This window comes from Amycolatopsis sp. NBC_01286 (assembly GCF_035982555.1).
Lineage (GTDB): Bacteria > Actinomycetota > Actinomycetes > Mycobacteriales > Pseudonocardiaceae > Amycolatopsis.
Genome location: NZ_CP108428.1, coordinates 3,835,610 through 3,848,099, shown reverse-complemented (window position 1 = coordinate 3,848,099; position 12,490 = coordinate 3,835,610). Strand labels below are relative to the sequence as shown.

Genomic DNA, 12,490 nt, shown 5'->3' with positions numbered 1-12,490 from the left:
CCCGCGATGGCACAGCCCCGGGTGGTGGTCATCGGCGCCGGCCTCGTCGCCTGCGCGCTCGCCGACGAGCTGACCGAACGCGGCTGGACCGACGTCACGGTGCTGGGCGGCGGCGAGCGGCCCGACACCCCCGGGCTCGTGTTCCGCACCGACGCGGACCGCACGCTGACGGAGTTCGCGAAGTACACCGTCGCGAAGTGCAGCGGCCTCACGCTCGACGGCCGGTGGTGCTTCAACCCGGTGGGCAGCCTGGAGCTCGCGACGACGCCCGAGCGGCTCGCGGACCTGAAGCGGCGGCGCGGCTGGGCGACGTCGTGGGGCGTGCGCGGCTTCCTGCGCGCGCCCCACGAGTGCGCCGACCTGCACCCGCTCCTCGACGAAACCCGGGTCCTGGGCGGGTTCCACGTCCCCGGCGACGGCCTCCTGCACGCCGGGCACGCGGCCGAAGCCCAGGCCCGGCGGGCCGCCGGGCGGGGCGCGAAGTTCCTCGACGACGACGTCGTGGCGATCGACCGCGCCGGCGGGCGCGTCACCGGCGTCGTCACGGCTTCCGGGCGGCTGCGCGCCGACGTCGTCGTGTCGTGCGCCGGCGCCGGCGCGCTCGTCGGCCTGGCGGTGCCGCACGTGCCGCTGCCGCACCGGTACGCGCGGACGTCGCCGCTGGCGGAACTGGCCGGGCACAACGACGACCACGCGCAGGCGGGCAAACCCGTGCTGCGCCACCACGACCGCGCGCTCTACGTCCGCGAGCACGTCGACCGGCTCGGCGTCGGCGCGCTCGACGTCGATTCGGACGACTTCGACGCGGCGTGGGAGGCGGCGGCCGCGCTGCTGCCCGCACTCCGCGACGCCAAGGCCGAGACCGTCTCCACCGTGACGCTCCCGGGCACGCCGGACGGGCTGCCGCTGCTGGGCGAGCACCCGGACCTCGAAGGCTTCTGGGTGGCCGAGGCCGTCCGGGACGAGCACTCCGCCGGGGTCGCGCGCGAGCTGGCGCGCTGGCTGGTCGACGGGCAGCCGGCGCTGGCCGTCCACGGCTGCGACCTGGCCCGCTTCGACCGCGTTTCGGTGCGGGGCCGCCGGTTCGCCGAGGTCCACGAGATCGTGCACCCGCTGGATCCCCGGGAAGCGCTGCTGCGCAGCAGTCCCTTCGCCGAGCGGCAAACCGAGCTGGGCGCGCACTTCCTGCCGTCCGGCGGGTGGGCGCGGCCGCAGTGGTACCAGGCCAACGCGGACCTGCCCGGCGTCTCGGCGCGCACCGGCTGGGCCGCGCGGCACTGGTCGCCGATCGGGAGCGCGGAGGCGCTCGCGGCTCGCGAGCGCGTCGCGATGTTCGACCTGACCGCCGGGCCGCGGCTGGCGGTCACCGGCCCGGGCGCGCTGCCGTTCCTGCAGGCCATGACGACCGGCGACCTGGCCGGGCCGCCGGGCTCGGTCACCCGCACGCTGCTGCTGAGCGAGGACGGCGGAGTGCGCGGCCAGGTGACCGTGGCCCGGCTCGGCGACGAGCGGTTCCACGTCGGCGCCACCGGCCGGGCGGACTTCGACTGGCTGCGGCGCCACCTGCCGGGCGACGGCGCCGTGCAGCTCCACGAGACCACGCCCGGCACCTGCTGCGTCGGCGTCTGGGGGCCGCACGCCGACGACGTCCTACCCGAACTGTCCACAACGGACTGCTCGGCCGAGGAGACCTACGTGGACGACGTCCCGGTCGTCGCGTTGCGACTGTCCACTGTGGGCGTTCCCGGCTGGGAACTGCACGCCACGGCGGATGTGGGCCGCCGGCTGTGGGACACCCTGCGGGCACGCGGGATCGTCGCCGCCGGGCACCAGGCGTACACCAGCCTGCGGCTGGCGGCCGGGGTGCGCGTGCCGGGCGTCGACGTCACCACCGAGCACGATCCGTACGAGGCCGGGCTCGGGTCCGCCGTCCGGCTGGACAAGGGCTACTTCCTCGGCCGTGACGCGCTCGCCGGCCGGTCCGAAGCCACCGTGAGCCGCCGGCTGACCCGGTTGCGCGTCGACGGCGTCGTGCTGGGCAAGGAGCCGGTGTACGTCGAGGGCCGCGCGGCCGGGTACGTCACCAGCGGGGACGAAACGATCGCCTACGCCTGGCTTCCGGTGGAGTACAGCGTGCCGGGGACGCGGGTGGAGATCGAGTACTTCGGCACGCGCGTTCCCGGGAGGGTCACATGACGCACTACGACGTGATCGTGCTCGGCCTCGGCGGCATGGGCAGCGCCGCCGCGTACCGGCTGGCGCAACGTGGGCAACGGGTGCTCGGCCTCGACCAGTTCGCGCCGGTGCACCACCTCGGGTCGAGCCACGGCGGTTCGCGGATCACGCGCCAGGCCTACCTCGAAGGCCCCGAGTACGTCCCGCTCCTGCTGCGGGCCCACGAACTGTGGGACGGCCTCGAGCGCGACAGCGGACGCCGGCTGTTCACCCGCTGCGGCGGGCTGATGGTCGGCACGGCGGCGTCGCGGACGATCACCGGAAGCGTCGCGTCGGCGGAAGCGTTCGGTGTGCCGCACGAACTGCTCGACGCTCGCGAGCTGCGCCGCCGGTACCCGACGACGTCGCCGACGCCGGACGAGGTCGCGCTGTACGAACCGGGTGCCGGGCTGGTGTCACCCGAGGGCAGCGTCGCCGCGCACCTGCAGCTCGCCGCGCGGTGCGGCGCCGAACTGCACCACGAGGAGAAGGTGTTCACCTGGAGCACCACGGCCGGCGGCGTGCGCGTCGGGACGTCGCACAACTACTACACGGCCGACCGGCTGGTGCTGTGCCCCGGCGCGTGGGCCGGCGAGCTGCTGCGCGACCTCGGCGTCGCGTTCACCGTGCGGCGGCAGGTGCAGTTCTGGTTCGCGCCGTCGGGTGGAGTCGAGCCGTTCCGCCGGCACCCGGTCTACATCTGGGAAGGCGACGGCTACACGTTCTACGGCTTCCCCGCGCACAACGCGGCGGGCGACGGCGTGAAGGTCGCGTTCCACAGCGGCGGCCGGCCGTGCACACCCGACGGCCTCGACCGGACGGTGACCGACGCCGAGGTCCACGAGATCGCCACGGTCGTCAAGCGCCACCTGCCGACGCTGCCCGGCGCGTTCCTCCGCGCGGTGACGTGCATGTACACCGACACCGCCGACGAGAGCTTCGTGCTGGCCCCGCACCCGGCCGAGGAGCGGGTGCTGCTGGCGTGCGGCTTCTCCGGCCACGGCTTCAAGTTCGCGCCGGTGGTCGGCGAGATCGTCGCGGACCTGGTCGTCGACGGGACGACCGCGCACCCGATCGCCCAGTTCGACCCGGCGCGCCTGCTTTAGCCGAGCAGGGTCGCGGCGAGGGCTTCGAGGTCGACGCCCGCGACGCCGTCCAGGACGTGCCACGGTGAGAACCAGCCCGCGGCGGCCAGCTCGTCGTACACCGCCGCGCAGCGCCGCTGGAGGCCGTCGTCGGTCTCGAAGGCATCGCGCTCGCGGTCGGTCTCGGCCGCCGCTCGGCGTTCGGCGCGCTCCGCCGCGACCGACGCGGCGACCCGCAGCAGCAGGTGCGCGTCCGGGTGCGGCAGGCCGAAGCGGTCGACCTCCAGCTCCCACACCCACTTCACGACCTCGCCGGCCGCGTCCTGCCCCAGGCGCGCGGCCGCGTACGCGGCGTTCGAAGCGACGTACCGGTCGAGCAGGACGACGTCGTGCGCGTCACGCAGGGCGCGGATCTCGTCCGCGGCACCGCTGCGGTCCAGCGCGTAGAGCACGGCCATGCCGTACACCGAGTCGGCGAGGTCGCCGTGCCCGCGGTGCAGCGCCTCCTTGACGAGGTCCGCGTGCACGCTCTCGCCGTACCGCGGGAAAGCCAGCTTCGCGACGCTCGCGCCCTTGGCGCGCAACGCGTTCGTCAACCCCTCGGTCAGCGTGCGCTTGCCCGCGCCGTCGAGTCCTTCGATGACCACCAGTCGCCCCATGGGCGTCACAGTAACGGTGGTGGACCGGCGGGCTCGGTGGAAGGGGATCGACGCCGAGCCCGCCGGTACGACTAGGCGGTCGTCCGCCGCAGGTGCAGCACGTAGTAACCCGCGCCGCTGACCAGGAGGACGCCGGCCAGGATCAGCAGCGGGACCCAGCCGGTGTCGTTGCTGGACGGTGCCGGGCCGCCGTCGCCGCGGGGCATCACCGAGCCCGTGGCGCCGTAGCCGCCGGCCTCGCCGTCGCGGTCGTAGGCCGAGCCGGGCAGCTTGTCCGCGTACTTCGCCCCGACCGCCCGCTGGTAGTCGGCGAGGCTCAGCGCGGCACCGCCGGCGAGCGGCGTGACGCGGCCGTCGCCGACCGCGTACCAGGCGTCGACCTGCGGTTCGTGCAGCAGCTGGGCGCCGGCGGGCAGCTTGCGGGCGAAGGACGTCTCGACGTCGCCCGAAGCGATGTTGCCGACCTGCCACGCGCCGTCGTCACCGCGGACCGACCAGAGCGTCGCGGTCCGGCCGTCGGAAGCCTGGACGGGCACGGCGAAGTAGGAGAACGCGCCCGGTGCCGCGCCCGGCGTGCCGACGACGAAGTCCGGGGACAGGTCGTAGACCGGGTAGGCGTCCGGCGCGATCCGCACCGAGACCGGCGCGGCCGACGCGCCGGGCGCTTGGGCGAAGAACCGGACCAGGGTGTCCTGGAGCCCGGGCGCGGCGGCCGCGCTCCGGGCCGCCGCGGCGTCGGCGCTGCTGATGCCGGCGGCCTGGGCCGCGCCTGACACCGGTGCCGTCATCAGCAGCGCCGCGCCGGTCAGCACGGCGAGCACCAGCGCCCGCCTGCTCATCGGGTGATCCCCGTGAGCGTGTGCGTCCAGGTGAAGGACGAATTCTGCGTGTAGTACCCGTAGGTCGACCAGTTGTAGCGCTTGGCCGGCCCCGGATCACCCCAGTACACCCAGTCGCCGCTGGTGTCGTAGCCGTAGAGGACGTGCGTGTGGCCGCCGCCCGAGCGGTAGCCGACCCGGGTCTCGACCGGCCGGTTCGCGGCGGTCTGCGTCCGGATCGAGGCGTAGGGGATGCGGCTGTCGAGGTAGCGGCCGGGCGAGGTGAACCCGAGCCGGGCGAAGGCGCGTTGCGGGTCGGCGAGCGTGCCCGGCAGGTTCGCGCAGTCGGTCCCTGTCGTGTTGTGCGCCAGCTGGCAGAAGCGCGTCTGGCTGACGGTGACGCCGTGGTAGGCCGCGATGGTGTTGCCCGACGCCGCCCAGCACCACTGGGTCCGCTGCTGCGCCTGCATCGAGATCTGGTTCCGGACGCTCGACGGCGTGCCGGACGCGGCGGCGGTGGCCGGCACGACCAGGCACAGCGCCAGGCTCACCGCCAGTGCGGTGTGGACTCTGCTCGACTTCACCAGCACGGACGGCCTCCTGCTCGAACGTGGGCGAACCAGCGGTGGTCACCACGGTGAACAACGCCATCACCCGGAGCAAGAACGCCATCTGGAGGAACGGACCGTTCCGGGGGGTAGCCGGAACGCGGAACAGTCACCATCACGTGGCCAACCACCCTGAACGGGGGTCGGCACGCCCACTCTACGCTGCTAACGTGAACGTTCCGCGGTGTTCACGCCCAGCGCACACACTGGTCGGGTGAAGGGACGAGCGGTGGTACAAGACGGGAACCTTCCACTGATCATCGATGGCGCCCGGGCGACCCGGGCATCGGTCGCCGAACTGCCGAAAGAGCTGACCGAAGCGCTCCGGACCGGCGAATTCCACCATGCCTTGAGACTCGCGATCGCCTACCGCGGCCTCTCGCTCGCCCGGCTGCGCGCGCACCTCGCGCTGCGCGGGGTCCAAATCGGACAGTCGACGCTGAGTTACTGGCAACGCGGGCTGCGTCAGCCCGAGGTGCCCAAGGCACTGCCGGCGGTCCGGGCCCTGGAATCGGTCCTCCAGCTGCCCGCGGACGCCCTCGTGGTGCTGATCGGCCCGCGACTGGTCCGCCGCGGCCACCAGCCGGCGGCGTCGTTCCACGACCTCCGTTCCGGTGACATGGGGTCGATCGTCGAGGACCTGCTCGCCGAGCTCGGCGCGTACCCGTCGTCGAACCACTACAACGGCGACCTCGAGCTGCTGTCGGTCCACGACACGATCACGTTCGACGCCGAGCACCGCCAGGTCAGCCTCAGGACCCGCTTGGTGACGCGAGCGCGCCGGCACGGCCCGGACCGCTACCTGACGGTCTACAACGGCGATCCAGGCTGCCGGATCGACGACGTCGAGCTGATCACGGACGAGGGCTGCCGGGTCGGCCGGATGCGCCGCAACCCGGACGCGGACACGATGGCGACGGAGCTGCTGTTCGACCGCAAGCTCGCCGAGGGCGACATCCACGTGTTCTGCTTCGAGGTCCGCGACGACTCGGGTTCGGCGTCGCCGGGCTACTACCGGATGCTGCGCGACCGCTGCGCGAGCTACCTGGTCCAGCTGAGGTTCGACCGCAACGCCCTCCCGGCCCGCTGCACCCGCCAGGTCCGCGCCCGCGACGACGCCCTGCCGGTGGTGGCGGAGGAGCTGGCGTGCGACATGGGCGGCGTGAGCAGCGCCTTCTTCAACGACGCGGGTCCGGGGTTGGCCGGGGTCGCGGTGGAGTGGAACTGATTGGCGCAACGCCCCGCCGAATTGAACGGAATTTGATTACCCTGCGAGTGCACGATTCACTCGAATGGGTGAAGAGTGTGTTTGAGCACAACTACTCCGGGACGGGTCCCGGGATCGGCGTTTAAAGTATTGCCTTCCAGTCGGGGGAGACTGGACGGCAAGGAGAAAAGTGCCAGAAAACCTCTCCACCACACTCGGCGCGCTGGCGGAAGCACAGGTCACCGACGCCGGAGGACCACCGTCGCCGGTTCTGGTCCTCGAAGGAACCGGCGGCTCCGGCCGTTCCACGGCGTTGCGGAAAACGCTGGAGGAATACCAGGAAAAGACGCCGACAGCACTGGTTCAACCGCACGACAACGGCGAACCCGCGGATTCCGCTGTGCGCGGCGTTCTCACCGCCGTAATGCTCGGTCTCACCCCGGGAATCCGCGGTTACGACGTCAAGTTCCCGCGCACGGTGATCGCGCAGATCGTCCTCAGCGAAGACTTCTCCGGGCTGACCGCGGCCGCGGCGCTGAGCCGGCTGAAGGTGGTGCTGGCCGCCTACAGCGAGCCCGCCGCGGTGACCAAGTTCGTCGTCGGCCTGGTGGCCGCCGGTGGAGAACTGGCCGCGAACCAGGCCGCCCCACCCGTCGCCGCGGTCACCTCCGCGATCGCGAAGCAGGTGGCCGCGGGCGTCCTGGCGGCCCTGCGCAAGCGGGCCTGGCAACGGCAGATCGACTGGGACGGCCTCGTGGCCTGGTTCGGCCACCAGGACAAGGGCTTCCGCTACAACGCCGCCCAGATCCTGATCGACCTCAGCAACCGGGCCCGCAGTGACCGTGCCGACCTGCGCGAAGGAGTGACCGACCTGCTGGTCGCGGCCCTGCTCGCGGACCTGCGGCACAGCTGGGAGTCGGCCCGTGGCACCGCACCGAACGTGCTCGTGCTCATCGACGACGCCGACCTGCCCGGCCCGTCGGCCTTCATCGGCTCGCTGCTCCGCGTCCGGGCCGGGCTGGCCGCCACGCGCGCCGGCCTGCCGGACCCGGTGAACGTGGCCGTCGCCTCCGCCGGCGCGCTGGCCGACGTGCTCACCGCGGACACCGGCTGGGCGGGTGCGGCCGGCCCGGCCCGGCCGTGGGTGCGGGTGCCGGCGGCCGACCTCGGCCAGGAGGAGGTCTGCCTGCTGGCCCAGAGCTTCGACTGGGGTGGCGGACGCCGGTACGGCTTGATCACCCACCACCTCACCCACGGCCACCCGGAGGGGACGGGCATCGTCCTGCGCGCGCTCGTCGCCGCGCCCGAGCTGGCCGACGACCTCGACGGCCTGCTGCGCCGCCGCGGACCGGGCGACGTCCCGATCGAACACCGGCTGCTGGAACCGTTCGCCCGCGGCCTGAGCGCGCGCAAGGACGTCGACGAGCCCCAGTTCGAGGCGCTCGTGACCCTGTCGGGCGCCCGGGATCGGCGCGAAGCCGACGGGCTGCTCCCGCTGCTGCCGCACCCGATCGGCATCGGCTCCCCCGTGTTCACGTCACCGACGTTGTGGTCGCCGCCGGGAGCGGACGGCGGCCGCCTGCACCCACTGGCCCGGTACGCCGGCCTGCGGCTCCTCGCCGCCCGCGACGACCCGGCGACCGGCTGGACGGCGGTGTTCCGGAAGCTGCGGGACCGCGCCGGGCCCGACGACCCGGCCGGCCGGCTGCACCACGAAAGGCTGCTGAGCGGCAAGGAGGTCGTGGCCAAGGAGCTGGCCGGCCTCCTGCGGGAGCTGCGGGCCGCGGACTGGCTGACCCTGCTCGACGAGGTCACCGCCACCCCGGACCCCCGGGAACGGGACTTCGCGGCCGTCTGCGGTCCGAAGCAGCCCGCGACTCCGGTGGACCACATCGTCGTGCTGCTCGGCGTGTTCCCCGCACTCCACGACCCGTGCCTCACCTCCGCGTGGAATCGCAAGACCCTGCAGACCCTCGCCTCGCACAGCCTCACCCACCTGGCCGGGTACGGCGACGAGCGGCCGCCGTTCCTCATGTGGCCCCGGCGCTGACCGCCCCACCTCCCGGAAGGACCCCACCTTGCCCTCGCGCTACCGCTGGGTGGTCGTGCCCCGTGCCGACCGCTTCCCGAAACTGTGGATCGACTGGCTCCGGCTCGGGCTCGTGGTCCTGCTGGCCGTCACCGCCACCGGCGTCGTCGTCTTCCGGCAGGACCTCGGCCGGCTGGCCACCTGCAACGACGGCTGGCCCGGTACCGCCGCCTGGTCCGCCGCCGGCGAGTGCGTCGGGTTGTCCGACGGCTCGTACGCCTTCGGCCTCGACCGGTTCGCCCCGGTGCTGCAGACGATCGACCACCAGAACGACGCGGCCGCCGACAGCTGCGACCCGGACGGCACGCCGGTGACCGTCGGCGTGCTGGTGACCATGACCGACCGCTACACGGGCGGGCGCGCGGTGCACGAGCTCGAAGGCATGGCGGCGGGTCAGCGCCACGCCAACGGCACCGGCTGCGTGCACCCGATGCGGCTGGTGGTCGCGAACATCGGCGCGTACGGCCCGGACAGCGAAGGACTCGACGTCGCGCAGGCGCTCGCCGACCGGCCGGACGTCGTCGCGGTCGTCGGGATGGGCCTGAGCCAGGAACAGGCGGCCCGGACCGCGGACCTGTTCGCCGGCGCGAAGATCCCGATGGTGTCCGACGTGATCACCGCGGAGGGCTTCGACCAGACCGGCTCGCGCGAGGACCAGCCGCAGTTCGACTCGTGCGACCCGGACATCACCTACCAGCACGGGATCGGGCGGGACTACTTCTACCGCGTCGCTTACCGCAACCGGGTGCAGATCGACCGGCTCGCCGCCGTCGTGACCGCGCGGCCGGACTTCATCATGGTGCCCACCGGCGGTTCCGACCCGTACACCTGCACCGCGCTGCCGATGGTGCAGCGCCGGTTCGGCGGCGACGTCACGGAGGTGAAGTTCGACGCCGACGAGTCCAGCACGGTGCTGCAGACGGCGAGGCGGATCTGCGGCACGGCCAAGGACGTCACCGTCGTGTACATCGCCCGCGGCAGCGACCTGGCCCGGCTCTTGTTCAGCCTCGACGAGGCGTTCGGCAGCGGGCAGTGCGCGGCGACGTCGGTGGCCGTGGTGAGCACGTCGGACGGCCAGCGGCTCCGCGCGGTCGAGGACAACCCGATGCTGGAGGACCTGCGGGTCCGCGCCGTGCGGTCGGCGAGCTTCGCCACCGGCAAGGTGCGCCTGCTCACGACGCTCGTCTCGGGCGCCGACAAGAAGCGCCCGGACAACCCCGGGTTCGCCGATCTGGAGGAGTCCTTCACCGGCGCCGGGTTCGACCTGGCGGACATCGACGACGGCTGGGCGGTCAACGCCTACGACTCGACGGTCACGGTGTCCGAAGCCCTGCGCACCCTGCCGGCCGCGAAACCGGTCCAGCGCAGCCAGGTGAACACGGCGATCAGCGGCTTCTCCGCGGCGGGCCAAGCGGTCCGCGGCGCGGGCGGCATGATCACGTTCGACAACAGCGGCAACCGGGCCGACGCCGGCCCGCCCGTGGTCCGGGTCTGTCCCCTGCCACCGGCGACCGGATCCCGCCCGGCCCGCACGACAAGCGTGCCGGCGGGCCCGGGAGACCCGGCGACCTGCTGACCGGGGACGCGCCGCCGGTTTCCCGCCGGCGGGACAACGGGCTATGCGGGTCCGCCGCTCACAGCACCTCGAACCCGTTGGCCTTGGCCGCCTCGGCCTGGCGATCGTCCCGGGTCACGAAGGTCACCGGCGCGCCGCCGGTCAGCTCCGCCGTGTCGTGCATCGCCACAGCCAGGTGGATCGCGTCGAGGGTGCGCACCGGGTAGCACCGTTCGCGAATCCTGGTCGAACTGGTGCAGGAACTCCTCGGCGTCCGGGATGCGCCCGGTCCGCTGGGCCGCGGTGACCGCGCTCGCGAACTCCAGCCGGGTCAGCTCGCTGGTGAGCGCGAGGTGCCCACCGTCGATCAGCAGCTTCCGCAGCTCGACGTGATCGGCCTCGTCAGTGAGGTAGGCCCCGACGACGGCACTCGTGCCGGCGTAGAAAGCGGTCACCTCGCGTCCAGTCGAGCGCCTCGCCGACGGCCGTGCCCCAGCCGCGCGAGACTTCTTCCAGCTTGTCGTGCCCCGGCGCCTCGCCCTCCGGTTCGAAGACGAGCAGCTTGCCTTCGGCGACGAGGCGATCGCGTCGTTCCAGCGGGCTTCCCCTGCGCCACCACGCCCCGCAGGGCCTCGGTGACCAGGTCGTTCATGCTGCGTCCCTCGGCTTCAAGCCGCGCAACAGAAAGGCCGCCCCGGACACGTCCGGGGCGGCCTGACCTGCCGAAAGGCTCAGTAGCGGTAGTGGTCCGCCTTGAACGGGCCTTCGACGTCGACGTCGATGTACTCGGCCTGCTCCTTGGTGAGCTTGGTCAGCTCGCCGCCGAGCGCGTCGAGGTGGATCTTCGCGACCTTCTCGTCGAGCTTCTTGGGGAGGCGGAAGACCTCCTTGTCGTACTCCTCGTGCTTGGTGAACAGCTCGACCTGCGCGATCACCTGGTTGGAGAAGCTGTTCGACATCACGAACGACGGGTGACCGGTCGCGTTGCCCAGGTTGAGCAGGCGCCCCTCGGACAGCACGATGATCGTGTTGCCGTTCGGGAAGATCCACTCGTCGACCTGCGGCTTGATGGTGATCCGCCGGATGCCCGGGTAGCGCTGCAGGCCCGCCATGTCGAGCTCGTTGTCGAAGTGGCCGATGTTGCCCAGGATCGCCTGGTGCTTCATCTTGGCCATGTCCTCGACCAGCACGACGTCCTTGTTGCCGGTCGTCGTGATCACGATGTCGGCGTTGGGCAGCGCGTTCTTCAGCGTCTGGACCTGGTAGCCGTCCATCGCCGCCTGCAGCGCGCAGATCGGGTCGATCTCGGTGACGATGACGCGGGCACCCTGGCCGCGCAGCGACTCCGCCGCGCCCTTGCCGACGTCGCCGTAACCGCAGACGACCGCGACCTTGCCACCGATCAGCACATCGGTGCCGCGGTTGATGCCGTCGATCAGCGAGTGGCGGATGCCGTAGCGGTTGTCGAACTTCGACTTCGTCACGGCGTCGTTGACGTTGATCGCCGGGAACAGCAGCTCACCGGCCGCGGCCAGCTGGTACAGCCGCAGCACGCCGGTGGTGGTCTCCTCGGTGACGCCGCGGATGCCCTCGCCGATCTTCGTCCACTTGCCGGTGTCCGAAGCGACCGACGCCTTCAGCAGCTCGAGGAACACGCGGAACTCGTCCGAGGTGTTCTCGTCCGGGGCCGGCACGACACCCGACTTCTCGAACTCGGTGCCCTTGTGGACGAGCATGGTGGCGTCGCCACCGTCGTCGAGGATCATGTTGGGACCCTCGCCGTCCCAGGTGAGCATCCGCTCGGTGCACCACCAGTACTCCTCGAGCGACTCGCCCTTCCAGGCGAAGACCGGGACGCCCTTGGGCTCCTCGGCCGTGCCGTTCGGGCCGAGGACGACGGCGGCGGCCGCGTGGTCCTGCGTCGAGAAGATGTTGCAGGACGCCCAGCGCACCTCGGCACCCAGCGACACCAGCGTCTCGATGAGCACGGCGGTCTGGACGGTCATGTGCAGGGAACCGGAGACCCGCGCCCCGCGCAGGGGGTAGACCTCCGCGTACTCGCGCCGCAGCGCCATCAGTCCGGGCATCTCGTGCTCGGCGAGGCGGATCTCCTTGCGGCCGAATTCGGCGGCATCGAGGTCGGCGACGGCGAACTCGATGCCGTTGCGGGTCTCGTGCCGCTTGGCAACGCTTTCGGGGGTCATAGTGGCGATTCCTCCAAGACTCGATGACTACCGAACACTACCGTTGTCCGC

The 12,490-nt window shown here is 72.2% G+C and carries 10 protein-coding genes; 5 read left to right on the top strand and 5 right to left on the bottom strand.

Going from position 1 to position 12,490, the window contains the following annotated elements:
- The first annotated feature begins 6 nt into the window (after positions 1-6).
- Together OG570_RS18620 and solA are read left to right on the top strand one after the other, a co-directional pair.
- Positions 7-2,196 (top strand): FAD-dependent oxidoreductase, encoded by a 2,190-nt coding sequence (locus OG570_RS18620; RefSeq protein WP_326957966.1) that lies wholly within the window; start codon positions 7-9, stop codon positions 2,194-2,196.
- Positions 2,193-3,320: an N-methyl-L-tryptophan oxidase gene (gene solA, locus OG570_RS18615; RefSeq protein WP_326957964.1), complete on the top strand. Its 1,128-nt coding sequence runs from the start codon at positions 2,193-2,195 to the stop codon at positions 3,318-3,320. Before OG570_RS18620 ends, solA begins: the two co-directional genes overlap by 4 nt.
- Here the strand turns inward: solA and OG570_RS18610 are convergent.
- The 3 genes from OG570_RS18610 to OG570_RS18600 all read right to left on the bottom strand — a co-directional run bounded on the left by OG570_RS18610 (position 3,317) and on the right by OG570_RS18600 (position 5,366).
- Positions 3,317-3,958 carry a dTMP kinase gene (locus OG570_RS18610; protein ID WP_326957961.1) on the bottom strand — a complete coding sequence of 214 codons (642 nt, stop codon included), beginning with the start codon at positions 3,956-3,958 and terminating at the stop codon, positions 3,317-3,319. The two genes, solA and OG570_RS18610, sit on opposite strands and share 4 nt — an antisense overlap.
- A gap of 71 nt (positions 3,959-4,029) precedes the next feature.
- Positions 4,030-4,797, bottom strand: a complete 768-nt coding sequence (locus OG570_RS18605; RefSeq protein WP_326944292.1) for a hypothetical protein — start codon at positions 4,795-4,797, stop codon at positions 4,030-4,032.
- Positions 4,794-5,366 carry a papain-like cysteine protease family protein gene (locus OG570_RS18600; protein ID WP_326957958.1) on the bottom strand — a complete coding sequence of 191 codons (573 nt, stop codon included), beginning with the start codon at positions 5,364-5,366 and terminating at the stop codon, positions 4,794-4,796. Before OG570_RS18600 ends, OG570_RS18605 begins: the two co-directional genes overlap by 4 nt.
- Before the next feature lie 247 nt (positions 5,367-5,613).
- On the opposite strand from OG570_RS18600, the gene OG570_RS18595 reads away from it, so the two are divergent.
- The 3 genes from OG570_RS18595 to OG570_RS18585 all read left to right on the top strand — a co-directional run bounded on the left by OG570_RS18595 (position 5,614) and on the right by OG570_RS18585 (position 10,256).
- Positions 5,614-6,612 carry a hypothetical protein gene (locus OG570_RS18595; protein WP_326951655.1) on the top strand — a complete coding sequence of 333 codons (999 nt, stop codon included), beginning with the start codon at positions 5,614-5,616 and terminating at the stop codon, positions 6,610-6,612.
- 169 nt (positions 6,613-6,781) lie between these two features.
- Positions 6,782-8,641, top strand: a complete 1,860-nt coding sequence (locus OG570_RS18590; RefSeq protein WP_326957956.1) for a hypothetical protein — start codon at positions 6,782-6,784, stop codon at positions 8,639-8,641.
- A gap of 28 nt (positions 8,642-8,669) precedes the next feature.
- Positions 8,670-10,256 (top strand): ABC transporter substrate-binding protein, encoded by a 1,587-nt coding sequence (locus OG570_RS18585; RefSeq protein ID WP_326957954.1) that lies wholly within the window; start codon positions 8,670-8,672, stop codon positions 10,254-10,256.
- Positions 10,257-10,314: 58 nt separating this feature from the next.
- On the opposite strand, the gene OG570_RS18580 is transcribed toward OG570_RS18585, so the two are convergent.
- Both OG570_RS18580 and ahcY read right to left on the bottom strand, forming a co-directional pair.
- Positions 10,315-10,455 (bottom strand): hypothetical protein, encoded by a 141-nt coding sequence (locus OG570_RS18580; RefSeq protein WP_326957952.1) that lies wholly within the window; start codon positions 10,453-10,455, stop codon positions 10,315-10,317.
- A 511-nt stretch (positions 10,456-10,966) separates the two neighbouring features.
- The gene (ahcY, locus tag OG570_RS18575; protein WP_247057517.1) at positions 10,967-12,439 is read right to left on the bottom strand and encodes an adenosylhomocysteinase; all 1,473 of its coding nucleotides are present in this window, start codon (positions 12,437-12,439) and stop codon (positions 10,967-10,969) included.
- Positions 12,440-12,490 lie beyond the last annotated feature (51 nt).

Excerpts from the sequence above, each read along its gene's own strand:
- OG570_RS18620 (WP_326957966.1), top strand. The coding sequence starts at position 7 with ATGGCACAGCCCCGGGTGGTGGTCATCGGCGCCGGCCTCGTCGCCTGC.
- solA (WP_326957964.1), top strand. The coding sequence starts at position 2,193 with ATGACGCACTACGACGTGATCGTGCTCGGCCTCGGCGGCATGGGCAGC.
- OG570_RS18610 (WP_326957961.1), bottom strand. The coding sequence starts at position 3,958 with ATGGGGCGACTGGTGGTCATCGAAGGACTCGACGGCGCGGGCAAGCGC.
- OG570_RS18605 (WP_326944292.1), bottom strand. The coding sequence starts at position 4,797 with ATGAGCAGGCGGGCGCTGGTGCTCGCCGTGCTGACCGGCGCGGCGCTG.
- ahcY (WP_247057517.1), bottom strand. The coding sequence starts at position 12,439 with ATGACCCCCGAAAGCGTTGCCAAGCGGCACGAGACCCGCAACGGCATC.